Genomic DNA, 26,686 nt, shown 5'->3' on the forward strand with positions numbered 1-26,686 from the left:
GCTGGTCCTGTGGACTTGAGGATCTTCACCGAACCCCAGCAGGGCGCGAGCTACGACGACCTCCTCCGCGTCGCCAAGGCGACCGAGGACAACGGCTTCGACGCCTTCTTCCGTTCCGACCACTTCCTGAGCATGGGCTCCGCCTCCGGGCTGCCCGGCCCGACCGACGCCTGGGTCACCCTGGGCGCGCTGGCCCGCGAGACCTCCCGCATCCGGCTCGGCACCCTGGTGACCGCCGCGACGTTCCGGCACCCGTCGGTCCTGGCGATCTCGGTCGCGCAGGTCGACCAGATGTCCGGCGGCCGCGTGGACTTCGGTCTCGGCTCCGGCTGGTACGACGCCGAGCACCGCGCCTACGGCATCCCGATGCCGGAGATCAAGGAGCGCTTCGACCTCTACGCCGAGCAGCTGGCGGTCATCACCGGCCTGTGGGAGACCCCCGAGGGCGAGAAGTTCTCCTTCGACGGCAAGCACTACCAGCTCGCCGAGGCGCCCGCGCTGCCCAAGCCGGCCCAGTCCCCGCGCCCGCCGGTGATCATCGGCGGGGCCGGAAAGAAGCGCACCCCGGCGCTGGCGGCGCGCTTCGCCAACGAGTTCAACCTGCCGTTCACCGACGCGGCCACCGCGTCCGCGCAGTTCGAGCGCGTCGCGGACGCGTGCCGGGAGATCGGGCGCGAGCCGGGCGAGATCGTCCGGTCGGTCGCCCAGGTGGTCGCGATCGGCAAGGACGAGGCCGAGTTCGCGCGCCGTGCCGAGGCGATCGGCCGCGAGCCGTCCGAGGTCCGCGAGAACGGCCTGGCAGGCACGCCCGCCGAGGTGGTCGACAAGATCGGCCGCTACCGCGAGGCCACCGGCATCACCCGGCTGTACCTGCAGGTGCTGGACCTGTCCGATCTGGACCACCTGGAGCTGATCGCCTCCGAGATCGCCCCGCAGCTGTGACCGCGCGCCCTCCGGCTCTGGTTCAGGGCCGGAGGGCGAAGGTCACGCCGGGCGCGGACGGCGTGGCGTCCTCGCGGCGCAGCCAGCGGTCCTCGGAGACCGGCAGCTCCCCGTCCAGCGCGGCCAGGACGGCGTCGCGGGCCAGCGGCAGCGCTTCGGCGACCGGCACGTCCCGGTCCAGCTCCTGGGACAGCGAAGTCGTGCCGACGTCCCGGATACCGCACGGGATGATCTTGTCGAACGCCGACAGGTCGGCGTTGCAGTTCAGCTCGAAGCCGTGCATGGTCACGCCGCGCTGCACGCGGATGCCGATGGCGGCGATCTTGCGCTCGGGCCCGCGTTCGTCGGCGGGCACCCACACGCCGCTGCGGCCCTCGACCCGTCCGGTGTAGACGCCGAACTGGTCGCACACCTTGATCAGCGCCTCCTCCAGCCGCCGCACGTAGTGCACGACGTCGATCGGGTCGCCCAGCTTGACGATCGGGTAGCCGACCAGCTGACCGGGGCCGTGCCAGGTGATCTTGCCGCCGCGGTCGACGTCGACGACCGGCGTGCCGTCGGTGGGCCGGTCGTCGTCCTCGGTGCGCTTGCCCGCCGTGTACACCGACGGGTGCTCCAGCAGCAGCAGTGTGTCCGGCGCCTCCGAGCAGTCCGCCCGCGCGTTCACCAGCTCCCGCTGCAACTCCCAGGCTTGCAGGTAGTCGATGGTCCCGACGTTCTTGACGCTGACGGGACTGCTGGTGGCGCGGCAGGACTGTGGACTCACGACTGGCACACTACGCCGACCGCGGCGCCGAAGGCACGGGCTGTGGCGGGAGCAACCGCACCGCCCACGCCGTGAGAAAACCCACCCCCAGCACGCCGAGGACGGCGCCGACGGTGTCGCTGACCCAGTGCACCCCGAGCACCACGCGGCTCGCCGCGCACAGCACGGTCGCGACCGAGAAGAACGCCACGACCCACTTCGTCAGCTTCGGCGCCAGCCACACGCACAGCAGCGCCGCCGCGAGCCCGGTGCTGGAAATCGACACGACGTGCCCGCTCGGATAGCTGAACTCCGGGTACTCGCGTGGCCGGTCGCGCACGAACAGCGGCTTGAACACGACGCTCACCAGCCGGGTCATCGCCAGCACCGCCAGCACTCGCAGCGTGACCCCGGCCTGGAACCGCAGCCCGCGGCGCCAGCACACGACGATCGCGACGGCCAGTGCGATCGCGAACGCCGCCGGGACCACCGGGCCGAAAACGTCGCTGACGACCTGCGCGATCTCACCCGGCGTGTGCCGCCACCAGCCCTGCACCATCCCGGCGACGGCCAGGTCGACGGCGAACGGCGGCCGGGCCACGGCCACGCCCAGTCCGATGAACAGGACGAACAACGCGCCGCCGAGCGGGATCCACCGGGTCAAAGGGCGACCGCCAGCGCGCCGTCGAGATCGGTGTGGACGAACGTGAACCCGGCCTTCTCCAGCACGGCGGGCACCGCGCGCTGCGAGATCAGCGCCATCTCGTCGGCCACCTCACCGAGCGCGGCCCGCAGCGCGAAGCCGGGCACCCACCACGGTGCGGGCCGCCGCAGGACCCGGCCGAGCGCCTTCGTGAACTCGGCGTTGGTGGCCGGTTCCGGCGCGCACAGGTTGACCGGACCGGACAGCGTTTCGTGCTCGACGAGGAACCGCACCGCGGAAATGTGATCACGCAGGCTGATCCACGGCATGTACTGCCTGCCGTCGCCCAGCCTGCCACCGAGGCCCAGTGAAAAGAGCGGCTTGAGCGGGCCGAGCAGCCCGCCCCGGCCGCTGAGCACCAGGCCGGTGCGCAGGTTCACCACGCGCAGCCCGGCCTCCGCCGCGGGCGCGGTCGCGTCCTCCCACGAGCCGCACAGGCCGGCCAGGAACCCGTTGCCCCGCGGCGCGGACTCGGTGACGACCTCGTCGCCGGTGTCGCCGTAGTAGGTGATCCCGGAGGCGTTGACGAGGCTGGGGATGCGGTACTCGGCGACCGCCTCGGCGAGCACCTCGGTCGGTTCGACGCGGCTGTCGCGGATCATCTGCTTGCGGGCCGCGCTCCACCGCAGACCCATCGGCGAACCACACAGGTTGACCACAACGGAGACGTCCTCGAACGCGCGGTCGTCGATCCGGCCCGCCGGCGGATCCCACGAGTGCTCGTCCGCGGCACGGGCGTCGCGGCGCACGAGACGGCGCACGTCGTGCCCCGAGTCGCGCAGCGCGGCGACGAGCGCCGAGCCGAGGAGCCCGCTGGAACCGGCGATCAGTACACGCATACCCCGATCGTTGCTCACGCCGCCGGATCGCGCACGCTGCCCCCGCCGAACACGCGAGTGCCCCGCCTCCAGGACGGAGGCGGGGCACCCGGGCCGGCTTCTTACAGACCCAGCTCGTCCTCGAAGTGGCCCTCTTCCAGGCGGTTCTTGATGGTGGTCAGGAACCGGCCCGCGTCGGCGCCGTCGATCAGGCGGTGGTCGTAGGTCAGCGCCAGGTAGGCCATCGACCGGATGGCGATGGTGTCCTGCCCCTCGGCGTCGGTGACCACGACCGGCCGCTTCACCACCGCGCCGACGCCCAGGATCCCGGACTGCGGCTGGTTGATGATCGGCGTGTCGAACAGGGCGCCGTTGCTGCCCAGGTTGGTCACCGTGAAGGTGCCGCCCGACAGCTCGTCCGGCTTGATCTTGTTCGCGCGGGTGCGGCCCGCGACATCCGCGATCGCCCTGGCGAGACCGGCCAGGTTCAGCTCACCGGCCTTGTGGATGACCGGCGAGAGCAGGCCACGGTCGGTGTCCACCGCGACGGCGAGGTGCTCTTCGCCGAAGTAGGTGATCTCCTTGGACTCCTCGTTGAGGTAGGCGTTGATGTTCGGGTGCGCCTTGAGCGCCTCCACCGTCGCCTTGGCGAAGAACGGCAGGAACGTGAGCTTGACGCCCTCACGCTCGGCGAACGCGCCCTTGGCCTGCTGGCGGAGCCGGGCGACCTTGGTGACGTCGACCTCGAACACCTGCGTGAGCTGCGCCGAACCCTGCAGCGACTCGCGCGTGCGCTGCGCGATGACCTGGCGGATCCGCGTCGCCTTCTGCGTCGTGCCACGCAGCGCGGCCAGCTCCGGCGACGGGGCCGCGGGGGCCTTGGCGGCGCTCGGGGCCGCGGCGGCCGGGGCCTGGGCCGCGGGAGCCTGGGCGGCCGGGGCGCTCTGCTTCTGCTTCGCCTCGGCCGCCGCCAGCACGTCCTGCTTGCGGATGCGGCCACCGACACCGCTGCCGGTCACCGACGCCAGGTCGATGCCGTGCTCGCTGGCGAGCTTGCGCACCAGCGGGGTGACGTAGGGACCGCTGCCGTTGCCGTCGCCCGCGGGCTGCGCCTCGGGCTGCTTCGGAGCCGGGGCCTGCGCGGCCGGAGCCGGGGCGGGCTCGGGCTTCGGTTCCGGCTTCGGCTCGGGCTTGGGCTCCGGGGCCTTCTGCTGCTCCGGCTGCGGGGCCGGCTGCTGTGGCGCGGGCGCCGGTGCCGCGCTCGCGTCACCGATCACGGCCAGCGTGCCGCCGACCTCGACGGTCTCGTCCTCCTGCGCGCTGATCTCCAGCAGCGTGCCCGCGATCGGCGAGGGAACCTCGGTGTCGACCTTGTCGGTCGAGATCTCCAGCAGCGGCTCGTCCACCTCGACCTTGTCGCCCACGGCCTTGAGCCAGCGGGTGACGGTGCCCTCGGTGACGCTCTCGCCCAGTTCCGGCAGCGTGACCGGCGTGCCCTGGGCGGATCCGCTGGGCGCGGGCTGCGCCTCCTGCTGCGGCGCGGCCTGCTGCTGCTGCGGCTCGGGCTGCGGCTCCGGCTGGGACTGCTGCGCGGGCTCCTCGGCGGGCGCGGGCGCGGCGGAACCCCCGCCCGAACCGTCGTCGATCACGGCGAGTTCGCCGCCGACCTCGACGGTCTCGTCCTCCTGTGCCGTGATCTTCTGCAGCGTGCCCGCGACCGGCGACGGTACCTCGGTGTCGACCTTGTCGGTCGAAATCTCCAGCAAAGGCTCGTCGACCGCGACCGTGTCGCCTTCCTGCTTCAGCCACCGGGTGACGGTGCCCTCGGTAACGCTCTCCCCGAGCTCCGGCAGTGTGACGGAGAAGGCCATCGTGAATTGACTCCCTTGAATCTTGTCGGCTGCGGTCCGGTCAGCTGTGCACGTGCAGTGGCTTGCCGGCCAGGGCAAGGTGTGCTTCGCCGAGGGCCTCGGTCTGGGTCGGGTGGGCGTGGATCAGCGGAGCGACATCCTCCGGGAAGGCTTCCCAGTTGTAGATCAGCTGGGCCTCGCCGATCAGTTCGCCGACCCGGTCGCCGACCAGGTGCAGGCCCACCACCGGCCCGTCCGGCGCCTTGATCACCTTGATCGCGCCGGAAGTCTTGAGAATCTGGCTCTTGCCGTTGCCCGCGAGGTCGTAGGTGACCGTCTGCACGTCGTTGCCGTGGCGCTCCTTCGCCGCCGCCTCGGTCAGGCCGACGGAGGCGACCTCCGGGTGGCTGTAGGTGACGCGCGGGATGCCGGCCTCGTCGATCGCCTTCGGGTGCAGCCCGGCGATCTCCTCGGCCACGAAGATGCCCTGCTGGAAACCGCGGTGCGCGAGCTGCAGGCCGGGCACGATGTCGCCGACCGCGTACACGTTCGGGAGGTTGGTGCGCAGGCGCTCGTCGGTGAGGACGAAACCGCGCTCCATCCGCACGCCGGACTCCTCGTAGCCGTGGCCGGCGGTGTTGGGGCCGCGGCCGACGGCGACCAGCAGCAGGTCCGCCTCCAGCGTCTCGCCCGACTCCAGTGCGACGCTGACGCCGTTGTCGTCCTGCTTGGCGCCGGTGAACTTCACGCCGGTCTTGAAGCCGATCTTGCGGCGCCGGAACGCGCGCTCCAGCTGCTTCGAGGCGAACTCGTCCTCGTTCGGCACGAGCCGCGGCAGCGCCTCGACGATCGTGACGTCGACGCCGAAGGAGGCCCACACGCTGGCGAACTCGACGCCGATGACGCCGCCGCCGAGCACGACGACCTTCTCCGGGATCCAGTCGAGGCTCAGCGCCTCGTCGCTGGCGATGATCCGGCCGCCCAGTTCGAGGCCGGGCAGGGTCCTGGAGTAGGAACCGGTGGCCAGGATCAGGTTCTTGCCCGTGTAGCGGGTGCCGTCGACCTCGACCGTGGTGCCGCCGACGAACGTGCCGGTGCCCTCGACGAGCGTGACCTTGTGGGCCTTCGCCAGGCCCTGCAGTCCCTTGTAGAGGCGGCTGACGACGCCGTCCTTGTACTTGTGGACGCCGGCGATGTCGACGCCCTCCAGCGTGGTCTTCACGCCGAACTGCTCACCGTCGCGGGCGCTGTCGGCGACCTCCGCGGCGTGGAGCAGGGCCTTCGTCGGGATGCAGCCGCGGTGCAGGCACGTCCCGCCCAGCTTGTCCTTCTCGATCAGGATGACGGACTGGCCCAGCTCCGCGGCGCGGAAAGCCGCGGCGTAGCCGCCGGATCCGCCACCGAGGATCACCAGGTCGGCGCCAGCGTCGCTCACGTCACTTACTCCTCGTTTTACGTCCAAACCCTCATCATCTTGTCACTAAGGAGTCAGGCCCTGCGAGGTAGCCGGGTGTGTTAATCGGCGCACTTCTGATCGCCGGGATAATGGCGGGGGAGGGCAGGACGGGATGAGGTGGTCGAGGTGGGATTGTTCGACGGTCTGAAGCGCAGACGCGGTGCCGGGAAGCCCGGCACGCTGCGCAGTGCCAGTGACGCCGACCTGCGGCATCTGGAGGGCTGGGCGGCCGCGCGACGCGGCGTCGAGGCGTTCGTCGAGCCACGCACGACGGTCACCGAGACCACCGTCGTCCTGATCGCGCACGACGGCGAATGGACCCGCCGCCGGATCGGCAGCCTGGACGCCGCGCAGCAGTTCGGGCGCAAGCAGTCGATCCCGGTTTACGAGGTCGCGAAAGTCGGTTACCCCCAGCGCATGCGCGAATACACGCAGCGCCGGAAGCGGCAGCAGAGCTGACTGCTCAGTCCAGATCGGACAGGTCGAGGACGAAGCGGTGGTGGACGTCGCCCCGGTCGAGTCGTTCCAGCGCGCCGGTCACCCGCGCCGAGGGCAGGACCTCGACGTCGGCGGTGATGCCGTGCGCGGCGCAGAAGGCGAGCATAGCGGCGGTCGCGGGACGGCCGCCACTGCCGGCGGAGCTGAGCTTCTTGCGCCCCACCAGCAGGTCGAGGGTGTTCACGGTGACCGGTCCGAGGTGCCCGAGATGGCTGAGCGTCCCGTCCATCGCGACCAGCCGGAGGTAGGGGCCGAGGTCGTGGGGCGCGGAGATGGTGTCGATCACGACGTCGAACTTCTCCCGCGCGCCCGCCATCCCCTCCGCGCCGGTGGAGACGATCAGATCGTGCGCGCCGAGCAGGCGGGCGTCGGCCGCCTTGTCCGCCGACCGGCTGATCACCGTGGTCTCGGCGCCGAGCGCCACCGCGAACTTGACCGCGAGGTGGCCCAGCCCGCCCAGTCCCGCCACCGCGACCCGGCTGCCCGGCCCGGCGCCCAGTGCACGCAGGGGTTCCCAGACGGTGATCCCGGCGCACAGCAGTGGTGCCGCCCCCGCGGGGTCGAGGCCGCGGGGGAGCGGGTAGGCGAACCGGTCGCGGACGACGTATTCGCGGGAGTAAGCGCCCAACGTCGTCGAGCCGTCGTGGCGGTCGGTGCCGCCGTAGGTGAGGGTCGGGAACTCGTGGCAGAAGTTCTCCTGGCCCGCCAGGCACATGGCGCACGCGCCGCAGGAGTCGACGATGTTGCCCACCGCGACCGGGTCCCCGATCGCGAAACCGGTGACCTCGGGGCCGGTCTCGGTCACCACGCCGGTGAACTCGTGCCCCGGCACCAGTGGAGCGTCGGCTGAGCGGATGGCGTGCAGGTCGGTGTGGCACACGCCGCAGTAGTCCACCCGGATCGCGAGATCGTCCGGACGCAGCGCCCGCCGTTCGAGCGGTGCCCGCCGTAGCTCCCCGCCGACCGCTTGCCATCCCGTCGTCGTGCGCATGACGCCTCCTTCAAACAGACTGTTCGGTTTGTTTCGACGGTAACAGACCGAACAGTCTGTTTGCTAGAGTTCGGCCATGGCTGAGCTGACGTCCCGCGGTGTCGCGACCCGGCAGCGCATCCTCGACGAGGCGACACGGGAGTTCGCCGAACACGGGATAGCCGGCGCGCGCGTCGAGCGGATCGTGGCGGCGGCACGCACCAACAAGGCCCAGCTCTACGCCTACTTCGGCAGCAAGGACGGGCTGTTCGACGCGATCTTCTCCGCGTCACTGGAGCGGATCGTCAACGTCGTCCCGATCGACGCGGGCGACCTCGCCGACTGGGCCGTGCGGCTCTACGACGAGTACCTCCGCCGCCCCGACCTCATCCGGCTCGCGACCTGGGCGCGCCTGGAGCGCCGCCCGGCGGGCCACCTCGTCGGCGACGCCGACCGCCTCGACGACCACAAACTGCGCGTCATCGCCGAAGCGCAGGCCGCGGGCACGGTGATCCCGGGCGAGCCGTTCGACGTCATGGCGCTGGTGATCGCCCTGTCCATGGCGTGGTCGCCGGTGAGCAACGTCTACGCCGCGACGGCCGACGAACCCGGCGACGTCCACGACCGCCGCCGGGCTCTCCTCCGCGACACCGTCCGCCGCGCCGTGACTCCCGCTTAGTACCCGGACGTTCCCCAATGTGGCATTGGTGGCGTTCAACGCTACGAACGCCACATTGGGGAAGTCGGCTCAGGCCCGGCTCAGCCGTGGTCGGCGATGTCCGCCAGGACGGCGGCGATGGTGCGGACCGGGACGCCGGTGCCGCCCTTGCCGGTGTAACCCCACGGGCCGCCGGTGTTGAACGACGGGCCCGCGATGTCGATGTGCGCCCACGGCAGGCCCTCGGCGACGAACTCGCGCAGGAAGATGCCCGCGGCGAGCATGCCGCCCCAGCGGTGCCCGGTCACGTTGGCCAAATCGGCCAGGCGTGAGTCGAGGTCGCCGCGCAGCTCGTCCGGCAGCGGCATCGCCCAGCCGCCCTCGCCGGTCGCTCGCGCGATCTCCGCGACCCGGTCGCGGAAGGCGTCGGAGCCCATGATCCCGGCGGTCCGGTTGCCCAGCGCCACGACCTGCGCGCCGGTGAGCGTCGAGGTCTCGATCAGGTAGTCCGGGCCGTCCTCGGCCGCGCGCACCATCGCGTCGGCCAGCACCAGGCGGCCCTCGGCGTCGGTGTTGAGCACCTCGACGGTCTTGCCGCCGTACATGCTCAGCACATCACCCGGCCGGTACGAGGTGCCCGAGGGCAGGTTCTCGGCGAGCGGGATGCTGGCGGTCACCTCGAGCGGGTACTTGAGCTTCGCCGCCAGCACGACCGACGCGAGCACCGCGGCCGCGCCGGACATGTCCGAGGTCATGTGGTCCATGTTCGCGGCGGGCTTGATCGAGATGCCGCCCGAGTCGAACGTGATGCCCTTGCCCACCAGCGCGATCTTCTTCGACGCCTTCGGGCCCCGGTACGACACGCGCACCAGCCGCGGCGGGCGCGACGAGCCGCCGCCGACGCCGAGGATGCCGCCGAAGCCCTTGCGCTTGAGCTGCTTCTCGTCCAGTACCTCGAAGTCGAGGTCGTGCGCCTCGGCCAGCTTGCGGGCCCGCTCGGCGAAGGAAGCCGGGAACAGGTCGTTCGGCGGGGTGTTGATCAGGTCGCGCGCGGTGATCACGGCCTCGGCGATCGCGGTGGCGGCCTTCATCGTGGCGGTGTGGGCGCGCTTGGTGCCCGCCGGCGGGATGGCGAAGTCGACCGCGGCCAGCGGCGCGTCACCCGGCTCCGACTTGTACTCGGTGAACTTGTAGGCGCCCAGCGCGGTGCCCTCCACCGCGGCCTGCAGGTCCACAGCGGACAGTGTGGACACCGCCCGCGCGGTGCCGGCCAGCGCGCGGCCCGCGGCACCCGCGGCGCGGCGCACCTGCTCGGCGGTCACGGTGCCGTCCTCGGCCGCCTTGCCCAGTCCGACCGCCAGCACCACGCCGGCGTTGAGCTTGCCCAGCGTGGGCAGCTTCACGATCTCCTCGGCCTTGCCGCTCGCGCCCAGAGTCGCCAGCACGTCGGCCAGCGTGCCGTCGAAGACCTCGTCGACGGCCTCGGCGCCCGGCGCCAGCGACACCGCCTTGTCGCCCTGCAGCGTCCCGACCACGACGACCTCCGCGCGGCTCTTGCCGAGCGCGGCGCCGGTGTTTTCGATCAGGGCGAACTTCGGCACGGTCACTGGTGGCTCCTCGCGCATCTGTCGGTCGTTCCCGCCGGGTCGAGTACCCGGCCGGTTCGTGAGCCATGCTAATGACGATCGGACCCGGCAGGAGAGGCAGGTGGTGGGCGTGCGGCTGGCGGCGGGGCTGCTGATCGCGCTGGCCGTGGGTGCGCGGGCGGGCGGCTGGTGGCTGCTCGGCGGCGCCGCGGTGGCGGGGCTGCTGGCGTGGTGCGCGCCGGAGACCCCCGCGCTGCGGCCGAACCCGGCCCGGCTCGCGGCGGCGACGCGGCTGGTGTCGCGCCTGGCGCTGGTACCGCTGTGCGGGTCGGTGTTCGCCGCCTACCTGTTCCCGCGGCAGCCGCTCGTGGCCGCCGCCGTGGTGCTGGTGATCACCGCCGCCGACGCCGCGGGCCTGCGGCTCGCGCGCTACGCCCGCGCGTGGCTGCTCGGCATCCTGCTGGTGGCCGGGGCCGGGTTCGTTGCGCTGTGCTTCGCGATCGAACCGGCCCAGCCGGTCACGGCACCGCAGTTCACGATCGGCGGCCTGTTCGCGGCGGCCGCGGTCGTGTTCCCGGTGCTGCCGCGGGGAAAACCGCCGTGGCTCGCGGGCGCGGTGGCGGCGGTGCTGGCCGTCGGGGCGGGCGCGCTGTACCAGCTCGGCCCGGCCCGGCTGGCGCTGTCCGGGGTGCCCGTCCGTGACGCGCTGGCCGCGCTGGACGGGCAGGTCCTGGACCCACTGCTGGGCGGTGTGGTCGTGCTGTCCACGGTGCCCGCGGCGCTCCTCGCGCTGCGCGCCGGCCGCGAGGAGCCGGCCCGGCCGCGCGCGTCCCTCGCTTGTGGACTGGTCGCGGCCGCGGCGGCCGCGGTGCTCGACCCGGAGCAGGCGCTGCTGCTGGCCGCCGCCGCCGCGCTGACGGAGGTGCTGGTGATGGCGGTGCTGTCGATGATCGGCGCCCTCACTGCGCGCGGGGTGATCACCGCGGTGCTGGCCGTGACGCTGCTGGCCTGGCTGCCGCCGGTCTACCTCCTGGGCACGGTGGCCGCGGGCGCGGCGGCCGTGCTGGTCACGCGACGACCAGGAACGCCACCAGCGTGATGACGGCGGTCGCCACCGCGAGGGCGACCACCGACTTGGCCGGCAGGTCGCGCGGGAAGGCCTTGCCGTCGTGGATGTTGCGCCACCACACGATGCCGAAACCGGCCCCCACCAGGCCGATGATGGCGCCGAACACGCCCAGCAGCGCGTAGCAGAGGAGCAACAACTCACCGGCGGCGAAGGTCAGCAGGAGCGCGGTGACGAAAGTGCGGACGTCGGAGGCGGGGCCTGCGGACACCGAGTTCGCGCTCGCGCGCTGCGGCATGTTGGCGGTCACCCGGCCATGGTAGGGGAGATGGCGATTCTCGGACGTCCGACTAACGGTTATCCTGGTCCGATGACGACCACGTTGCCCTTCACCCGTACCCCGCACCCGTCTCCCGCTTCGGCGGAGCGTGTAGCCGAGGTACTGGCGAAGCCGGGCTTCGGGAAGTTCTTCACCGACCACATGGTCGCGATCAAGTACAGCACGGAGCGGGGCTGGCACGACGCCAAGGTCGGCCCCTACGAGCCGATCACGCTCGACCCCGCCACGTCGGTGCTGCACTACGCGCAGGCGATCTTCGAGGGGCTCAAGGCCTACCGGCAGCCGGACGGGTCGATCGCGGCCTTTCGCCCGGACGCCAACGCGGCCCGGTTCCGCCGCTCGGCGGCCCGGATCGCGATGCCGGAGCTGCCGGACGAGCTGTTCCTCGGCTCACTGCACGAGCTGCTCACCGTCGACGAGCGCTGGGTGCCCACCAACCCCGGTGACGCGCTGTACCTGCGCCCGTTCATGATCTCCAGCTCGGTGGGGCTGGGCGTGAACGCGCCGGCCAGCGAGTACCTGTACCTGGCCATCGCCTCGCCCGCGGGCTCGTACTTCACCGGCGGCGTGAAGCCGGTGAGCGTGTGGCTGTCCACCCAGTACGTGCGGGCCGCGCCCGGCGGCACCGGCGCGGCGAAGTTCGCCGGCAACTACGCGGCGTCCTTCGTGGCCCAGTCGCAGGCCGTCGAGCAGGGCTGCGACCAGGTGGTGTGGCTCGACGCGGTGGAGCGCCGCTACGTCGAGGAGATGGGCGGCATGAACCTGTTCTTCGTGTACGGATCGGGTGCCGGCGCCCGGATCGTCACCCCGGAACTGTCCGGTTCGCTGCTGCCCGGCGTCACGCGCGACTCGCTCATCCAGCTGGCCGCCGACCACGGCCTGTCCATCGAGGAGCGCCGTATCTCCACCGACGAGTGGGAGAAGGCGGCCGCCTCGGGTGAGCTGACCGAGGTGTTCGCGTGTGGCACCGCGGCGGTCATCACGCCGGTCGGGCGGGTCAAGCACGCGGGCGGCGAGTTCACCATCGCGGGCGGCGAGCCCGGTGAGGTGACGATGAAGCTGCGCGCCGACCTGACCGGCATCCAGGAGGGCAGCCGCCCCGACCCGCACGGCTGGATGCACAAGCTGTCCTGATCCGTTGTCCGAACGGGCCCCCGCGCCGGTTTCCCGGTGCGGGGGCCCGTTCCGTCAGCGCTGCGTCGCGCGCCGGATGAAGTCCAGCTGCTCCGGCGACGGGCCGCCGTGCTGCTGCTGGATCTCGGCGGAGTTCTCCGCCTGCATCCGGTAGAGCGAGTCCCGTAACCCCGAGTCGCCGCCGTGGAAGGACTCCAGCAGCGCCATCCACTCGCGGCCGAGTTCCCGCCCCGCCGTCGCAGTCGGGTCCGTCCCGGCCTCGACGGCCTGTTGCACACGGGGGATCAGGTCCTGCCACCGGCGCTGGACGTCCTCGATCGCCTGTTCACCGAGCCGCGTGCGCCGCTCGGCCAGCTCCGCCAGCTGGGTCTCGCTGAAGTACCGCTTCACCGTCTCGTCCACGGTGGTCACCTCCCTGATGAGCGCCAGGAAGTCGGTGACACCGGTCTGCTCTCCGGGAATTCGGGCCAGCATGGTGGTGAGGTGCGCGCGCAACGTGCGCATCGCCACCAGTTGCCGGTCCAGGTGGTCCCGGTGCCGGGCGAGCAGCTCGGCCAGCCCGGTCGTGCCCGCCAGGGCCGCGCTGATGCCCTCCAGCGGGAGCCCCAGCTGCCGCAGCGCCAGCACCTCGTACAACCGCCGGACATCGGACTCGTCGTAGAGCCGGTGCCCCGAGGCCGTGCGCCCGGAGGGACGGACCAGGCCCACGTGGTCGTAGTGGTGGAGCGCCCGGACCGTCAGACCGGTGGCCTTCGCCAGCTCGCCGACCTTGTAGAACATGCCGTGTCACCTGCTTCCACCAGCGCCTGTGCGCCGGTGCGGACGACGCTATGACCTGACGTGACGTCAGGTTCAAGCGTTCGGCGCGGAAACACCCGCCTCGGCGTGCGTGGGCAGGTCGGTCAGCAGCCGGGAGGCCGTGATCAGCAGCGGGAGCGCCGTGGCGGCGCCGGTGCCGTCGCCGAGCCGGAGGCCCAGGTCCACGATCGGCTTGAGGTCGAGGTGTTCCAGGACCATCCGGTGCGCGGGTTCGGCGTCGGCGTGCGCGGCCTGCCACCAGGAGCGCGCACCCGGCGCCAGTTCCTCCGCCACCAGCGCGGCGGCCGCCACGGCGAGCCCGTCCAGCAGCACCGGCGTGCGGCGCACCGCGGCCTGCGCGAGGAACCCGGTCAGCGCCGCCAGGTCCGCCCCGCCCGCGGTGCGCAGCAGCGCGACCGGGTCGGGCAACACCGCGCGGGCCCGGCGCAGCGCGTCCCGCACCGCGAGGGTCTTGCGCATCCACCCGTCGTCGTCGATGCCGGAGCCGCGGCCCACCACGGCGACCGGCTCGGCCCCGGTCAGCGCGGCGACCAGCACCGCGGCCGGTGTGCTCGCCCCGACGCCGACACTGCCCGCCACCAGCAGGTCGGCGCCCTCGTCGACCTCCGCGTCGGCGATCGCCGCACCGGCCCGCAGCGCGGCGTTCACCTCGTCTTCGGTGAGCGCGTCCTCGACGTCGATCGAACCGGAGCCCGCGCGGACCCGGTACTCGGCGACCGGGGTTTCGCCGGTGACCGCGATGTCGACCACCCGCAGTCCGGCGTCGGCCACCGAAGCCGCCACCGCGACCGGGCCGACGCCCTTGAGCAGGTGGTCCACCAGCTGGCCGGTGACCTCGGGGCGGTAGGCCGACACGCCCTTCGCGGCGATCCCGTGGTCCCCGGCGAACACGATCACCCGCGGCCGCTGGAACCGCCGAGGCGGCACCGCACCCTGGCACGCGGCGACCCACTCGCCGAGCCCCTCCAGCTCGCCCAGCGATCCGGCCGGTTTGAGCAGCTCCTCGTGCCGCCGTACGGCTTCCGCTCGGGAAGCTTCGTCGGGACCCGGGACATCGGCGAACGACACGTCAGTCACCGCGTCAACCTATCGGGTGCGGCTCAGCCCGCGCGCTCGGTGAGGCGCGGATCGTCCTCCACAACGCCGAGCAGGACCGCGTCGATCTCGGTCAGCAGGTCCGCGTCGAGCTTCACGCCGGACGCCTTGACGTTCTCGTGCACCTGCTCCGGACGGGAGGCGCCGACGATCGCCGCGGCGACGTTCGGGTTCTGCAGTACCCACGCGACCGCCAGCTGAGCCAGTGTCAGCCCGGCCTGCCGGGCCAGCGGCTCCAGCCGCGCCACGCGCTCCAGCACGTCGTCCCGCATGAGACGCTGCACCGCGCGGGACGTGGTGGGATCAGCGGCCCGCGACCCCTCCGGCGGCGGCTGTCCCGGCTTGTACTTGCCGGTCAGGATGCCCTGCTGGATCGGCGACCAGACGATCTGGCTCAGCCCCTCGCGCTCGCTGGCGGGAATCACCTGCGGCTCGATGACGCGCCACAGCATGTTGTACTTCGGCTGGTTCGACACGAACGGGATCCGCAGCTCACGGGCCAGTTCCGCGCCGCGTGTGATCTCCTCGGCGTTCCATTCGGACACCCCGATATAGAGGACCTTGCCCTGGCGGACGAGGTCCGCGAAGGCCGTCATGGTCTCCTCCAGCGGCACCGTGGGGTCGAACCGGTGTGCCTGGTAGAGGTCGATGTGGTCGGTCTGCAGGCGCTGCAGCGACGCGTTCGCCGACTCCATGATGTGCTTGCGGCCGAGCCCGCGGTCGTTGGGTCCCTGGGGGCCGGTCGGCCAGAACACCTTGGTGCAGATCTCCAGGCTCTCCCGCCGCTGACCGGCGAGACCGCGGCCGAGCACCGACTCGGCGGCGGTGTTCGCGTAGACGTCGGCGGTGTCGAAGGTGGTGATGCCCGCGTCGAGCGCGGCCTTGATACAGGCTTGGGCCTGCTCTTCCTCGATCTGCGAACCGTGGGTGAGCCAGTTCCCGTAGGCGATCTCACTGACGGTCAGGCCGCTGCGGCCGAGACGGCGAAACTCCATGACGACAGCCTACCCGGAACTCTTCGCCTTGCTAACGAGTTGCGACGGGCGCGGGCGTGTCTGGCGTGCGTTCAGGAGACGGCTTCGCCGACCTTCACCCGCGGCTTCGGCATGCGGAGCTTGCGGATCTGGCTCGCCCGCACGAACGCGTACCAGCCGAGTGAGCGGCCGCTGATGTTTTCCTTCGGGAACTTCTCGCGGGCGAGCCGGGCGATGCGGCGGCCGTTGAAGTAGCCCTCGATGGCCATCACGGCGAGGGCGACCATGCACAGCAGGGTCACGTACTGCTGGATCACCGGGTACGGGACCAGCAGGACGATGAACACGAGGATCGCCAGCGGCATGAACGCGCCCAGGAAGTGACGGCGCGAGTCCACCAGGTCCCGCACGTACGCCTTGACCGGGCCCTTGTCGCGGGGCAGCAGGTAACGGTCGTCGCCTGCGGCCATGCGCTCCTGGCGCTCCTTGGCGGCCCGGCGCCGGTCTTCCTTGCTGGTCGGGTTCGATTTGCGCAGCTCGCGGTTGCGCTTCATCGCCTCCCGCATGGTTCGCGGCGGGGGCGCGACGGGGCCGCGGCGCTTGCCCTCGGCCTCCTTGCGCTTCGGCGTCGGCCTCCCCTTGGCCGGGGTGTAGCCCCGGGTGTGAGATTCGACGCTTTCGGCCACCTCGGCGGCCTCGATACCGGGGCTGTCTTCGGTGGTCGTGCTGGTACGACGGAGGAACCTCACCCGACCAGCTTATTCCAGGCACCCGCGTTCGTGTTCAACCCCCTGGCGGATGTGCCACCATGGTCGAAAGCGCCATGGCGGGAACCAGCCCGGAACAGATCGGGTGACTCCGGTGTTCCACCAGGGAGGAGCACCCCCCCACCCGGTGCACGGCAAGACCCCGAGGGAGAGCTATGACTACCGCTGAGCAGACCGGCACGCAGGCCGAAGCTGGCGAGGCCACCCACGGCGTGACGTTGAGCGACGCCGCGGCCGGCAAGGCCAAGGCCCTGCTGGAGCAGGAGGGCCGCGACGACATGCACCTGCGCATCGCGGTTCAGCCCGGTGGTTGCGCGGGCCTGCGCTACCAGCTGTTCTTCGACGAGCGCACGCTCGACGGCGACCTGTTCCGCGACTTCGACGGGCTCCGCGTGGCCGTCGACCGGATGAGCGCGCCGTACGTCGAAGGCGCCGTGATCGACTTCGTCGACTCGATCGAGAAGCAGGGCTTCACCATCGAGAACCCGAACGCCACGGGTTCCTGCGCCTGCGGCGACTCGTTCCACTGAGTCAGCACACGGAAACGGGCTCCGGTCGACATCGACCGGAGCCCGTTTCCGTGTGTCCGCGTAACTAATAGTCCTCCAGGCCGACTACCTGGGCGTGGCAGGTGTCGTCGACGGACCAGGCCCGCGGTGCCGGTGGGCGCGGCGCGCTGGCCTGCGCGGCACGCAGTTCGGTGGGAAAGTCGGCGCAGTCGTCGATCAGGTCGGCGATCGTTTCCGGTTCGGTCACGGTGCTCACGGGCCGACGCTAGGGCGAAGGTGACCACGCCGGACAGGTCTACCAACTAGTAGTGTCGGTCAGCGGGTCGGTTTTCGCTCCGACGGGGTATTTCCCGTCGGTAACTTGAGTTCGAGTCAGGCAGAGGCAGGAGCACCGGTGGCCATCAACGCCCGCATCGCCGTTTCCGGCAGCATCGCAACGGACCATCTCATGCACTTCCCGGGCCGGTTCGCCGAGCAGCTCGTGACGGAGCAGCTGCACCGCATCTCGCTGAGCTTCCTGGCCGACGACCTCGTGGTGCGCCGTGGCGGGATCGGCGCCAACATCGCCTTCGGGCTGGGTGTGCTGGGTGCGAGCCCGGTGCTGGTGGGCGCGGCCGGCGCGGATTTCGCCGACTACCGGTCCTGGCTGGAGCGCCACGGCGTGGACACGGCCGGTGTGCTGATCTCCGAGCTGGCGCACACGGCCCGGTTCGTGTGCACCACCGACGACGACCTGAACCAGATCGCCACCTTCTACGCGGGCGCCATGGCCGAAGCCCGCAACATCGAGCTGGCCCCGATCGCGGACCGCGTCGGCGGTCTCGGCCTGATGCTCATCAGCCCCGACGACCCGGACGGCATGCTGCGGCACGCGGCGGAGTGCCGTCAGCGCGGGTACACGTTCGCGGTGGACCCGTCCCAGCAACTGGCCCGCATGTCGGGAGAGCAGGCACGGCAGTTCGTCGCCGGCGCGAAGTACCTGTTCACCAACGACTACGAGTGGGAACTGCTGCTCCAGAAAACGGCCTGGTCCGAGGCCGACGTGCTGGATCACGTGGGTGTGCGGATCACCACGCTGGGGGAGAAGGGGGTGGAGATCGTCGGCAAGGGCGGTCTCGCCCTTGAGGTCGGCGCGGTGCCAGAGTCGACCAAGGCCGACCCGACGGGTGTCGGCGACGGCTTCCGGGCAGGCTTCCTGGCGGGTTTGAACGCCGACCTGAGCCTGGAACGTGCAGCCCAGCTCGGCTCGATGATCGCCGTCCTCGTGCTGGAAACCGTCGGCACGCAGGAATGGACGCTGGACAGGACATCGGCACTCTCCCGGATCGGCGACGCCTTCGGCCCCGACGCGGCGACCGAGATCGCCCCCGCCCTCCCCGCCTGACCCCCCCCGGCTAGGAACCGCAGCCCGCGACGGATGCCGAACCCCGACCTGCCCGGCCCCCCAGCCCGCGCACGTCGTTCTCCGCCACACCCGCCGCCCGACAACGCAACCCGAACCAAGACCGGCCCGGACCTCCCCCGCCCCTCATCCCCAGCCCGCCTTGGTCGCTGATCAGCGGGGTCAAGGTACTCTTTCCCGCCTTGACGCCGCTGCTCAGCGACTGACACCATCCGCAAGAAGGGGCGGGGGAGGTCGAACCTGAGGCGACCGACTACCGGCCGCCCAAGCAACCAGCGGTCACCTCGTCCACCGGAAGCACGGCTCTAAAGATCAAGAGCGTCCTCGCCGGACAGGCAGACTCCGGGATGACCAGGGCTCCCGCGGTCCGGCCCACCTCAGGCAGGTGGTCCCGCTGTGTGGTCATCCCGTCGCCTGATCTGAGGCCTATCACTGTGAGCCAGGCCCGCACGCTGTGGTCTTTCGTCTCACGACCCGCCGCAGGGTGCGGGCCTGGCTCACAGTGATCGAGACGGCCTCAGGCGACGGGATGACCACCCAGCGGGGTGCAGGGCACGGCGCTGCCGCAACCCCCGGACCTCACCGCACCAACTTCCCCTGCGCCGAAGCGCAGACCTTCCACACCCCGTTCTCCCGCAGCAGGTACAGGGTCGACGCCTCCTGGTCCGGCCGTGTCAGTCGCACCGAAGCCGCGTCCCCGGAGATCCGGACGTCGTCGAGGCTCCGCGCGCGGGCGAAACCCGAGGTGTACCCGTCATAAGCGGGGTCGTAGTCGTCATCACCGGTGACGGCGGCGGCTTCGGACGCGCACAGCAGCTCGACCATCGTCCGCTGGTCCTGCGTGTCCACCGCCGTGACGAACCGGTCGGCCACGTCCTCGACCCGGTCCTCCTCCGTGGTGCGCAGCAGCAGGAACAGCACCCCGCCGACGACCACCACCAGCACGACGGCCCCGATCACCCACCAGCGGCGTCTCACGACGAGAACCGTTGCGCCATCAGATCGTCGAGCGCGGGGGCGAACTCCGTGACGTCGATGTTGCCCTCGTACACCCGCGCGATCTGCCCCGGATCGAGGTCCGGGGAGGTGCAGTAGTGCAGGAAACCGCCGTCCTTGGCGACGAAGACCAGGCGCTCCGACGAGATCCGCCCGTCGCTGCCGTCCCAGCCGGGGACGGGGCCCTCGAAACCGGACCACGCGGCGAACGTCATCATGCTCGCCGGCTGCACCGGGCCGAACGACTGCCAGTCCGTGGCCGTGAACCCGGCGTGGACCTCGCGCAGGAAGCGTTGCAGCGGAACGGGAAGCCGGTCCCACAGCGGAGGACGCTCACCGAATGTCGACGGGTCCCATCCGACCCACACGGTGTACGGCGGCCGGGCCGGGCGGGCGAGGTAGAGCAGCACCCAGTCACCACGCAGCCGGGCGACCCGGACATCGACCAGATCGTCCCGCAGCGCACGCGCGAAACGCGGGACCAGGCCGAGAAAATCCTCGTTCCACAACGTCAGCGCGGCATCACGGCGGACGGCGGGATCGGCGGAGGCCGCCACCTCCCGCCATCGAAACGGCGTGCGGGACACGTCGTCCGAACCGGGTTCGACGAGCAGGACCGGTTCCTCGTCGTCGAGTTGTGCGGCGATTGCGTCGAGATCGAACTCGTCCACGTGATCAGCCTATCCCCCGTTGGCCAGCAACCGGTCGATGATGTCCTGCAACCGCGTGAGGGTCTGCTTCTCCAGCGCCACCTGGCTCCGCGCCCACACCGGGTCCGCTTTCGGCACGTCGGCGATGCTCTTCGAACTCTTCGCGGAGTTCGCGAGCCGCGACATCCACTGCAGGTTCACCGGCGAGTTCGCGACCGCGATCATGTTCTCCGGGCTCAGCCGCGTGTACCCGCGCAGGTACATCATCCGGGCGATCGGGACGATGTGGTCGGGTGAGACGTTGGGCCCGCCACGCGGCCCCGGCGCGCGCCCGATCACGCCGCCGCCGTAGCCGGAGGGATCGGGATCGCCGATCCGCGGACGTGCCGCTCCCTGCAACCGGACGTTCGGGAACGGCCACTCCGGCGTCGTCGCGCGGACCGCGTCGTAGAGCGGCTTCAACGGACTGCCGGGTGGCACCTCCCACTGCCTCGTGGCCGGGTTGGGCCCGGTCGACGGCGACGGCCGCCGGCCGGCGCCGGTGAGCCCGTTCCACGCGTCCCGGACCGCCCGGACCTTCGCCGGATCGACCGGTCCGGGCGTGTAGTCGCTGTTCGCCCTGTCCAGCAGGTCGTCGAGCGCGCGCTGCCGCTCCTGCTCCATCGCCTGCACGCGCTGGCGGCACGCCTGCAGGTTCTGGATCGCGGTCGTCTGGGCCGCGTTGAGCTGGGCGGCTTCGGCGTCGTAGGCGGCGAGCGCGGCCGCCTGCCGCGGCAGCTCGAACCGGTGCGGTTTGGCGTTGTGCGCGTCGATCTGGCTGTGGACCGACGCCAGCGCCGCCTGCTCGGCCGAACAGTCGGTGGCCACGGACTGCGCGGCAGCCACCGGCGGCCAGATGAACGCCAGCAGCGCGACCAGTACCGCCACCAGCATCGCCGGCAGCGACCGTCCGGACCTGCCCGTCCGCGTCATGCGAACCCCCTCGGCGGCGTGATCACCCGCGAGGAGTTGTAGCGCTCAACCGGCCACAACGCCCCCGACTTCGGGGCAGTTCACCGGAACGGCCCAACAGGGCCTCAGATGCGCACGGGGTAGACGGGCTCCGGGATCTGCGGCTTGATGCGGTGCTCGATGAAGATGCCGTGCCAGATCATGAACACCAGCAGCGCCCAGATGCGGCGGCTGTGGTCCAGAGTGCCCGCCTTGTGCTCGTCCAGCAGGCGCTGCACGGCCTGCTTGTCCAGCAGCTCGTCGGTACGGGCATCGGCGATGATGCCGCGCGCCCAGTCGTACATCTCGTCGCGCAGCCACAGCCGGATCGGCACCGGGAAGCCCAGCTTGCGGCGGTTGAGCACGTGCGCGGGAACGATGCCGTCGAGTGCGCGGCGCAGCGCGTACTTCGTGGTCTCCCTGGTGATCTTCTGATCCAGCGGGATGCCTGCCGCGACCTTGAACACCTCGGCGTCCAGGAACGGCACCCGCAGCTCCAGCGAGTTCGCCATGGTCATCTTGTCGGCCTTGACCAGGATGTCGCCGCGCAGCCAGGTGAACAGGTCGACGTGCTGCATCCGGGCGACCGGGTCCCAGTTCGCCGACGTGCGGTAGTGCTCGGCGGTGACGTCGCGGTGCCCGACGCCCTCGGTGTACGTCCTGAGCACCCCGCGCAGCTGGTCGTCGCGGAAGATGCGGGCGTTGCCGTAGTAGCGCTCCTCCAGCGGGAGCGCCCCGCGGCGCAGCAGGTCCTTGCCGCGCGTGCCCTCCGGGATCCGCTCCGAAACCTTCCCGATCACCCTGCGCAGGCCGCCCGGCACCTTCTCGAACGGCGCCAGCGACAGCGGCTCGTTGTAGATCGTGTAACCGCCGAACAGCTCGTCGGAGCCCTCACCGGACAGCACGGCCTTGACGTGCTTGCGTGCTTCCCGTGCGATGAACCACAGCGGCACCAGCGCCGGATCGGCCACCGGATCGTCCAGGTACCAGACGATGAGCGGCAGGGCGTCCATCATCTCCTCCGCCGACACCGTGCGGATGACGTGCTTCACGCCGATCGCCGCCGCCGACTCGGCCGCCACGTCGACCTCGGAGTAGCCCTCGCGCTCGAACCCGGTGGTGAACGCGATCAGGTTCGGGTTGTGCTCCTTGGCCAGCGCCGCGATGGCGGTCGAGTCGATGCCGCCGGACAGGAACGTGCCGACCGTGATGTCCGGGTCGGCGATCATGTGCTTGCCGACCGAATCGCGCATCACGTCGCGGATGCGTTCGTGCAGCAGCGTCGCCTCGGCCTCGCCCCGCACCGGCTTGGCGGCGAACTCGGGAAAGAAGTAGCGCTCGATCTTCGGCGTGCCGCCGGGGGACACCGTGAATGACGTGCCCGACTCGACGCGGCGGACGCGCGTGTGCAGCGTCTCCGGCTCCGGCACGTACTGCAGCGTCAGGTAGTGCTGCAGGGCCGTCCGGTCCAGCTCCTTGGTGATCCCCAGCACGCCGGACAGCTCCAGCAGCGACTTCTTCTCGCTGGAAAACGCCGTGCCGCCGGGCCCGTGCGTGTAGAACAGCGGCTTGATGCCGAACGGGTCACGTGCGCCGAAGATCACCTTCTCGTCCGCGTCCCAGATCAGGAACGCGAACATGCCCCGCAGTTTCGCCACCGCGGCACGGCCCCAGTAGTGGTAGGCCGCGACGATCGCCTCGCCGTCGCCCTCTGTGGCGAACTTCGCACCGTGCTCCGCGGTCAGCTGGTCCCGCAGCTCGCGGTAGTTGTAGATCTCGCCGTTGAAGTTCAGCGTGTAGCGCCGCGGCGATTCGGGCGGACCCCAGGTCAGCGGCTGGTGGGCGTGCTCGACGTCGATGAACGCGAGCCGGTTGAAGCCGTAGACGACCTCGGCGTCGGTCCAGGTGTCGCGCTCGTCGGGGCCGCGGTGCCGCTGGCAGCGCATGGCCTCGCCGACGGCCTCACGCGCGTTGACCGCGTCGTTCTCAGTGGCACACACCAGTCCAAGCAGGCCGCACACGGATATTCACACCTCGAGGTCGTGGCCGGATGTCGAGCGCCCAGTATGCCCGCAGCCCCCGCCACGAACGGTCACCCCTTGGGCTGCGGATCGTGGTAGCTCGGCTAGGCTCCCGCTGGTAAGCCAGAAATCGTCAAGGAGGCCTGGGTTGAAAGGGCGCTGCGCAGTGGGCAGGGATGAGCGCACTCCGGCATCACGTTCGGCGAAAGTGGGTAAGGTCGCCGCGCTGGCCGGGCTCGTCGCGCTCCTGGCGACCGGGTGCTCCGGTGACGAGGTGCTGCGGTTCGGGTGGCCCGTCGGTGTGACCAAGGAGTCCGAGGACATGCGCGTCCTCTGGACCTGGTCGGTCATCGCGGCGCTCGTCGTCGGTGTGATCGTGTGGGGCCTGATCTTCTGGACGATCGCCTTCCACCGGAAGAAGAAGACCGACCAGCCGGGCGACCTGCCGCGGCAGTTCCAGTACAACGTGCCGCTCGAACTGTTCTGCGTCGTGCTGCCGCTGGTCATGGTCTGCGTGCTGTTCTTCTTCACCGCCACCACCGAGAGCAAGGTGCTGGCCGAGGAGCCGGACCCGGACGTCACGGTCGACGTGATCGCCTTCCAGTGGAACTGGGAGTTCGACTACCCGAACGAGGCCAAGGACGCCAACGGCCAGGTCATCAAGACCGTCGGCAGCTCGAGCGAGATCCCGATCCTGGTGCTGCCGACCGGCAAGACGATCCAGTACAACCTGCGCTCGGCCGACGTCATCCACTCCTTCTGGGTGCCGGAGTTCCACTTCAAGCGCGATGTCTTCCCGGACCCGGAGAAGAACAACCAGGACCCGTCGTTCCAGAACACGATCGACCGGTCGGGCGCGTTCGTGGGCCGCTGCGCCGAGCTGTGCGGCACCTACCACTCCGGCATGAACTTCGAGGTCCGCGCACTGCCGGACAACCTGTACACGCAGTACATTCAGCTGCGGACCCAGGTCAACCCGGCCACCGGGCAGCCCAACACCACCGCGGAGGCGCTGGCCGCCATGAACTGCGGCGAGCTGTGCGCCCCGCAGGCGACCACGACGAAGCCGTTCAACACCGACCGCACCCTGCGGTCGCAGTCCGGCTGAGCCGGCCGCTCGCGCTGGTGGGTTCTTCAACGATGTTCACAGTGAGGACAGCTTCATGAAGGTCGAAGCCCGGATTTTCGACTTGGTCACGGCTTTCGCGTTCTTCATCGCGATCGTCTACGGCGTGTGGACCGGCCTCGCCACCGACTACGGTGTCGAGCCGGTCGGCCTGGTCGCCCTGATCCTGACCGGCGGGCTCTCCCTCCTCGCGGGCAGCTACATGCGGTTCGTGGGCCGTCGCATCGAGCCGCGCCCGGAGGACCGGGACGACGCCGAGATCAGCGACGGCGCGGGCGAAATGGGCTTTTTCAGCCCGGGCAGCTACTGGCCGATCGGCCTGGCCGCCTCGGCCGCGACCGTGGGCCTCGGCCTGGCGTTCTTCCACATCTGGCTGATCATCTTGGGCGGATGCCTGATCCTGCTCACCGTGGGCGGCCTGGTGTTCGAGTACCACACCGGCCCCAACCACGAATAGGCTCCGGACACGAGAAAAGGGCCCGTCGGCGTTTCGATGCCGGCGGGCCCTTTTCTCGTGTGTCAGCGGAAGGCGGCCCAGCGGGCGAGCAGGTCGGCGGCCGCGCCCGAATCGACCGCCTCGGCGGCCCTGGCCAGGCCCGCCGACAGGTCGCCGGTGAGCGATTCGGTGAGCCCGGCGTGCGCGGCCAGCGCGCCCGCGGCGTTGAGCAGCACCGCGTCCCGCACCGGGCCCGGCTTGCCCGCGACCAGCTCCCGCACGACCTCGGCGTTGACCGCCGGATCGCCGCCACGCAGGTCCTCCGCGGTGGCCCGCGGGATGCCCAGCGCGACCGGGTCGAGGCCCTCGGCCCGCACCTGACCGTTCGAAACCACCCACACCGAGCTGGTGGTGGTGGTGGTCAGCTCGTCCAGCCCGTCGTCGCCGCGCACCACGAGCGTCGAGGTGCCGCGCCCGGCGAACACCCGGGCCAGCACCTCGGTCTTGTCCGGGAAGGCGCACCCGATCAGCCCCGCCGACGGCTGGGCGGGGTTGGTCAGCGGTCCGAGCAGGTTGAACGCCGTCGGCACGCCCAGTTCCCGCCGCGGCGCACCGGCGTGCCGGAACCCGGGGTGGAACACCGGCGCGAAGCAGAAGCCGATGCCCAGCTCGGACACGCACCGCTGGACACCCTCGGGCGGCAGGTCGATCGCCACGCCCAGCGCCTCCAGCACGTCCGCCGTGCCGGACTTCGACGACGCCGCGCGGTTGCCGTGCTTGACCACCGGCACCCCGGCAGCGGCGGTGACCAGCGAGGCCATCGTCGAGATGTTCACCGAACCGGACCGGTCGCCGCCGGTGCCGACGATGTCCACCGCGGCGCGGTCGATGGTGACCCGGCGGGCGTGGGCGATCATCGCGTCGGCGAGGCCGGTGATCTCGGCGGGCGTCTCACCCTTCGCGCGCAGGGCGACCAGGAAGCCCCCGACCTGCGCGGGCGTGGCCTCCCCGGACATCACCTGGTCCATCGCCCACGCGGTGTCCTCCGCGGAGAGGTCGGCGCCGGCGATCAGCTGGTTGAGCAGCGTGGGCCAGTTCTGCGTGCCCATGGTCACCTTTCTTGCGACCGGTCGGAGGAGACCGGCCCTGAGTTCGCCGCGGCGCGTCAGCCCCGGACGACCGGGACCCGGCGGGCCCGCAGCACGTCCGCGACCGTCTCCGCCGCGGTCAGCGGGTCGAGTGGGTGGACCAGGACGGCGTCGGCCTGGGACCAGGTGGCCAGCCAGCGGTCGTCCTTGCGCCGCACCGCGATCACGATCGGCGGGCAATCGTCGATCTCGTTCTTCAACTGCCTGCACAGGCCGATGCCGCCGGTGGGCTGGGCTTCGCCGTCCAGGATCGCCAGATCGACGTCACCCGCGTCCATTTCCGCCAGCACGTCCGCCACTCCGGCGGCCTCGACGTAGTCGACCCTGGCCAAATCGGTGGCCGGCCTGCGGCCGATCGCCGAGACGATCGACTCCCGGACTTCGGGGCGGTGGCTGAACACCAGAATCCGCGTGGACTGTTCGGACAAGTCGACCCTCCGGCTCCGTCGCTGTACTGGTCGGGTTGATGCTAGCCGTCCCGCCCGCTTCCCCCCAGGCCCATCGGCTGTAACGCGTCCCAGCCGAGCCAGTCGCCGTCCAGCCGCTGCGCGAGCCCGGCCATCCGCGCGCGCTCCTGGGCGCAGTGCAGCGCGTCGAGCTTCTGCACCCGCAGCGCGTGCACCCGAACGGGTCCCCCGGAATCCGGTCCGGGGCGCAGTTCCCACCCGTCCTGGGCGAGGATCGACGCGGCCTCGGTGACCCGATCCGGTGGCAGTACGAGGTGATGGCGCAGAATCGCCGGTTCGTCCTCCCGCCAGTTCTGTGATCTCCCCAGCACAGTGGAGTCGGCCTCGGCGACGTCGAACGCCTCGGCGACCACGACGACACCCTCGGTGTCCGGGGTCAGCTCCGGCCCGCCACGCTTTCGCAGCAGGTCACGCACCCGATCGAAGAAACTCACGCCCTGATCCTCACCCTCCGCGTTCGTCGCTGTGACCAACACCCCCGGCGTGGCGTGCCGGACCCGACCAAGCAGGTCGCTTCGCA

The 26,686-nt window shown here is 71.0% G+C and carries 29 protein-coding genes; 9 read left to right on the top strand and 20 right to left on the bottom strand.

Annotated features, from left to right (window positions below; translation table 11 throughout):
- The first annotated feature begins 9 nt into the window (after positions 1-9).
- A complete protein-coding gene (locus HNR02_RS17940; protein ID WP_179774293.1) occupies positions 10-942 on the top strand; it encodes an LLM class F420-dependent oxidoreductase in 933 nt (310 codons plus the stop codon).
- Between the two features lie 22 nt (positions 943-964).
- Here HNR02_RS17940 and lipB read toward each other — a convergent pair whose 3' ends face one another.
- The 5 genes from lipB to lpdA form a co-directional block, all read right to left on the bottom strand.
- Positions 965-1,708, bottom strand: a complete 744-nt coding sequence (gene lipB, locus HNR02_RS17945) for a lipoyl(octanoyl) transferase LipB (protein ID WP_376772878.1) — start codon at positions 1,706-1,708, stop codon at positions 965-967.
- Between the two features lie 10 nt (positions 1,709-1,718).
- Positions 1,719-2,351: a phosphatase PAP2 family protein gene (locus HNR02_RS17950; RefSeq protein ID WP_179774295.1), complete on the bottom strand. Its 633-nt coding sequence runs from the start codon at positions 2,349-2,351 to the stop codon at positions 1,719-1,721.
- Positions 2,348-3,229: a TIGR01777 family oxidoreductase gene (locus HNR02_RS17955; RefSeq protein WP_179774296.1), complete on the bottom strand. Its 882-nt coding sequence runs from the start codon at positions 3,227-3,229 to the stop codon at positions 2,348-2,350. The genes HNR02_RS17950 and HNR02_RS17955 overlap by 4 nt, the downstream gene beginning before the upstream one ends.
- A gap of 101 nt (positions 3,230-3,330) precedes the next feature.
- The gene (sucB, locus tag HNR02_RS17960) at positions 3,331-5,079 is read right to left on the bottom strand and encodes a 2-oxoglutarate dehydrogenase, E2 component, dihydrolipoamide succinyltransferase (RefSeq protein WP_179774297.1); all 1,749 of its coding nucleotides are present in this window, start codon (positions 5,077-5,079) and stop codon (positions 3,331-3,333) included.
- 40 nt (positions 5,080-5,119) lie between these two features.
- Positions 5,120-6,493 (bottom strand): dihydrolipoyl dehydrogenase, encoded by a 1,374-nt coding sequence (gene lpdA, locus HNR02_RS17965; RefSeq protein ID WP_179774298.1) that lies wholly within the window; start codon positions 6,491-6,493, stop codon positions 5,120-5,122.
- Positions 6,494-6,631: 138 nt separating this feature from the next.
- Here lpdA and HNR02_RS17970 point away from each other — a divergent pair, with 138 nt between their 5' ends.
- Positions 6,632-6,973, top strand: a complete 342-nt coding sequence (locus HNR02_RS17970) for an oxidoreductase (RefSeq protein WP_179774299.1) — start codon at positions 6,632-6,634, stop codon at positions 6,971-6,973.
- A 4-nt stretch (positions 6,974-6,977) separates the two neighbouring features.
- On the opposite strand, the gene HNR02_RS17975 is transcribed toward HNR02_RS17970, so the two are convergent.
- Positions 6,978-8,003, bottom strand: a complete 1,026-nt coding sequence (locus HNR02_RS17975; protein ID WP_179774300.1) for an NAD(P)-dependent alcohol dehydrogenase — start codon at positions 8,001-8,003, stop codon at positions 6,978-6,980.
- Positions 8,004-8,079: 76 nt separating this feature from the next.
- On the opposite strand from HNR02_RS17975, the gene HNR02_RS17980 reads away from it, so the two are divergent.
- Positions 8,080-8,661 (top strand): TetR/AcrR family transcriptional regulator, encoded by a 582-nt coding sequence (locus HNR02_RS17980; protein ID WP_179774301.1) that lies wholly within the window; start codon positions 8,080-8,082, stop codon positions 8,659-8,661.
- A gap of 80 nt (positions 8,662-8,741) precedes the next feature.
- On the opposite strand, the gene HNR02_RS17985 is transcribed toward HNR02_RS17980, so the two are convergent.
- Positions 8,742-10,247 (bottom strand): leucyl aminopeptidase, encoded by a 1,506-nt coding sequence (locus tag HNR02_RS17985; protein ID WP_179774302.1) that lies wholly within the window; start codon positions 10,245-10,247, stop codon positions 8,742-8,744.
- Between the two features lie 100 nt (positions 10,248-10,347).
- Here HNR02_RS17985 and HNR02_RS17990 point away from each other — a divergent pair, with 100 nt between their 5' ends.
- A complete protein-coding gene (locus HNR02_RS17990; protein WP_179774303.1) occupies positions 10,348-11,325 on the top strand; it encodes a hypothetical protein in 978 nt (325 codons plus the stop codon).
- Here the strand turns inward: HNR02_RS17990 and HNR02_RS17995 are convergent.
- Positions 11,294-11,602: a hypothetical protein gene (locus HNR02_RS17995; protein WP_376772879.1), complete on the bottom strand. Its 309-nt coding sequence runs from the start codon at positions 11,600-11,602 to the stop codon at positions 11,294-11,296. The two genes, HNR02_RS17990 and HNR02_RS17995, sit on opposite strands and share 32 nt — an antisense overlap.
- Positions 11,603-11,662: 60 nt before the next feature.
- Here HNR02_RS17995 and HNR02_RS18000 point away from each other — a divergent pair, with 60 nt between their 5' ends.
- A complete protein-coding gene (locus HNR02_RS18000) occupies positions 11,663-12,766 on the top strand; it encodes a branched-chain amino acid aminotransferase (RefSeq protein ID WP_179774304.1) in 1,104 nt (367 codons plus the stop codon).
- 54 nt (positions 12,767-12,820) lie between these two features.
- On the opposite strand, the gene HNR02_RS18005 is transcribed toward HNR02_RS18000, so the two are convergent.
- The 4 genes from HNR02_RS18005 to HNR02_RS18020 all read right to left on the bottom strand — a co-directional run bounded on the left by HNR02_RS18005 (position 12,821) and on the right by HNR02_RS18020 (position 16,403).
- Positions 12,821-13,546 (bottom strand): MerR family transcriptional regulator, encoded by a 726-nt coding sequence (locus HNR02_RS18005; RefSeq protein WP_179774305.1) that lies wholly within the window; start codon positions 13,544-13,546, stop codon positions 12,821-12,823.
- Positions 13,547-13,618: 72 nt separating this feature from the next.
- Positions 13,619-14,662: a nicotinate-nucleotide--dimethylbenzimidazole phosphoribosyltransferase gene (cobT, locus tag HNR02_RS18010; protein WP_179774306.1), complete on the bottom strand. Its 1,044-nt coding sequence runs from the start codon at positions 14,660-14,662 to the stop codon at positions 13,619-13,621.
- Between the two features lie 23 nt (positions 14,663-14,685).
- Entirely contained in the window at positions 14,686-15,675 is a 990-nt protein-coding gene (locus HNR02_RS18015; RefSeq protein ID WP_179774307.1) for an aldo/keto reductase family protein, read from the bottom strand.
- Positions 15,676-15,746: 71 nt separating this feature from the next.
- Complete coding sequence (locus HNR02_RS18020; protein WP_179774308.1) at positions 15,747-16,403, bottom strand: DUF3043 domain-containing protein; 657 nt, start codon at positions 16,401-16,403, stop codon at positions 15,747-15,749.
- A gap of 173 nt (positions 16,404-16,576) precedes the next feature.
- On the opposite strand from HNR02_RS18020, the gene HNR02_RS18025 reads away from it, so the two are divergent.
- Complete coding sequence (locus HNR02_RS18025) at positions 16,577-16,951, top strand: HesB/IscA family protein (RefSeq protein WP_179774309.1); 375 nt, start codon at positions 16,577-16,579, stop codon at positions 16,949-16,951.
- A 64-nt stretch (positions 16,952-17,015) separates the two neighbouring features.
- On the opposite strand, the gene HNR02_RS18030 is transcribed toward HNR02_RS18025, so the two are convergent.
- A complete protein-coding gene (locus HNR02_RS18030) occupies positions 17,016-17,186 on the bottom strand; it encodes a hypothetical protein (protein WP_179774310.1) in 171 nt (56 codons plus the stop codon).
- A gap of 138 nt (positions 17,187-17,324) precedes the next feature.
- Here HNR02_RS18030 and HNR02_RS18035 point away from each other — a divergent pair, with 138 nt between their 5' ends.
- A complete protein-coding gene (locus HNR02_RS18035) occupies positions 17,325-18,314 on the top strand; it encodes a carbohydrate kinase family protein (RefSeq protein ID WP_179774311.1) in 990 nt (329 codons plus the stop codon).
- Between the two features lie 597 nt (positions 18,315-18,911).
- Here HNR02_RS18035 and HNR02_RS18040 read toward each other — a convergent pair.
- The 4 genes from HNR02_RS18040 to asnB form a co-directional block, all read right to left on the bottom strand.
- Positions 18,912-19,310: an Rv0361 family membrane protein gene (locus tag HNR02_RS18040; protein ID WP_179774312.1), complete on the bottom strand. Its 399-nt coding sequence runs from the start codon at positions 19,308-19,310 to the stop codon at positions 18,912-18,914.
- Positions 19,307-19,999 (bottom strand): hypothetical protein, encoded by a 693-nt coding sequence (locus tag HNR02_RS18045; RefSeq protein ID WP_179774313.1) that lies wholly within the window; start codon positions 19,997-19,999, stop codon positions 19,307-19,309. Before HNR02_RS18045 ends, HNR02_RS18040 begins: the two co-directional genes overlap by 4 nt.
- 9 nt (positions 20,000-20,008) lie before the next feature.
- Positions 20,009-20,950: a hypothetical protein gene (locus tag HNR02_RS18050; protein WP_179774314.1), complete on the bottom strand. Its 942-nt coding sequence runs from the start codon at positions 20,948-20,950 to the stop codon at positions 20,009-20,011.
- A gap of 104 nt (positions 20,951-21,054) precedes the next feature.
- Entirely contained in the window at positions 21,055-22,989 is a 1,935-nt protein-coding gene (asnB, locus tag HNR02_RS18055) for an asparagine synthase (glutamine-hydrolyzing) (protein WP_179774315.1), read from the bottom strand.
- 166 nt (positions 22,990-23,155) lie between these two features.
- On the opposite strand from asnB, the gene ctaC reads away from it, so the two are divergent.
- Complete coding sequence (ctaC, locus tag HNR02_RS18060) at positions 23,156-24,097, top strand: aa3-type cytochrome oxidase subunit II (RefSeq protein ID WP_179774316.1); 942 nt, start codon at positions 23,156-23,158, stop codon at positions 24,095-24,097.
- A gap of 55 nt (positions 24,098-24,152) precedes the next feature.
- Entirely contained in the window at positions 24,153-24,572 is a 420-nt protein-coding gene (locus tag HNR02_RS18065; protein ID WP_179774317.1) for a cytochrome c oxidase subunit 4, read from the top strand.
- A gap of 62 nt (positions 24,573-24,634) precedes the next feature.
- On the opposite strand, the gene trpD is transcribed toward HNR02_RS18065, so the two are convergent.
- The 3 genes from trpD to HNR02_RS18080 are packed head-to-tail and all read right to left on the bottom strand — an operon-like array spanning position 24,635 to position 26,600.
- The gene (trpD, locus tag HNR02_RS18070; RefSeq protein WP_179774318.1) at positions 24,635-25,660 is read right to left on the bottom strand and encodes an anthranilate phosphoribosyltransferase; all 1,026 of its coding nucleotides are present in this window, start codon (positions 25,658-25,660) and stop codon (positions 24,635-24,637) included.
- A gap of 56 nt (positions 25,661-25,716) precedes the next feature.
- Entirely contained in the window at positions 25,717-26,127 is a 411-nt protein-coding gene (locus HNR02_RS18075; RefSeq protein WP_179774319.1) for a response regulator, read from the bottom strand.
- A gap of 41 nt (positions 26,128-26,168) precedes the next feature.
- A complete protein-coding gene (locus HNR02_RS18080) occupies positions 26,169-26,600 on the bottom strand; it encodes a hypothetical protein (protein WP_179774320.1) in 432 nt (143 codons plus the stop codon).
- Between the last annotated feature and the right edge of the window lie 86 nt (positions 26,601-26,686).

This window comes from Amycolatopsis endophytica (assembly GCF_013410405.1).
Taxonomy (GTDB): Bacteria; Actinomycetota; Actinomycetes; order Mycobacteriales; family Pseudonocardiaceae; genus Amycolatopsis_E; species Amycolatopsis_E endophytica.

Excerpts from the sequence above, each read along its gene's own strand:
- HNR02_RS17955 (WP_179774296.1), bottom strand. The coding sequence starts at position 3,229 with ATGCGTGTACTGATCGCCGGTTCCAGCGGGCTCCTCGGCTCGGCGCTC.
- sucB (WP_179774297.1), bottom strand. The coding sequence starts at position 5,079 with ATGGCCTTCTCCGTCACACTGCCGGAGCTCGGGGAGAGCGTTACCGAG.
- HNR02_RS17975 (WP_179774300.1), bottom strand. The coding sequence starts at position 8,003 with ATGCGCACGACGACGGGATGGCAAGCGGTCGGCGGGGAGCTACGGCGG.
- HNR02_RS17980 (WP_179774301.1), top strand. The coding sequence starts at position 8,080 with ATGGCTGAGCTGACGTCCCGCGGTGTCGCGACCCGGCAGCGCATCCTC.
- HNR02_RS18000 (WP_179774304.1), top strand. The coding sequence starts at position 11,663 with ATGACGACCACGTTGCCCTTCACCCGTACCCCGCACCCGTCTCCCGCT.
- HNR02_RS18005 (WP_179774305.1), bottom strand. The coding sequence starts at position 13,546 with ATGTTCTACAAGGTCGGCGAGCTGGCGAAGGCCACCGGTCTGACGGTC.
- HNR02_RS18015 (WP_179774307.1), bottom strand. The coding sequence starts at position 15,675 with ATGGAGTTTCGCCGTCTCGGCCGCAGCGGCCTGACCGTCAGTGAGATC.
- HNR02_RS18025 (WP_179774309.1), top strand. The coding sequence starts at position 16,577 with ATGACTACCGCTGAGCAGACCGGCACGCAGGCCGAAGCTGGCGAGGCC.
- HNR02_RS18050 (WP_179774314.1), bottom strand. The coding sequence starts at position 20,950 with ATGACGCGGACGGGCAGGTCCGGACGGTCGCTGCCGGCGATGCTGGTG.
- HNR02_RS18065 (WP_179774317.1), top strand. The coding sequence starts at position 24,153 with ATGAAGGTCGAAGCCCGGATTTTCGACTTGGTCACGGCTTTCGCGTTC.
- trpD (WP_179774318.1), bottom strand. The coding sequence starts at position 25,660 with ATGGGCACGCAGAACTGGCCCACGCTGCTCAACCAGCTGATCGCCGGC.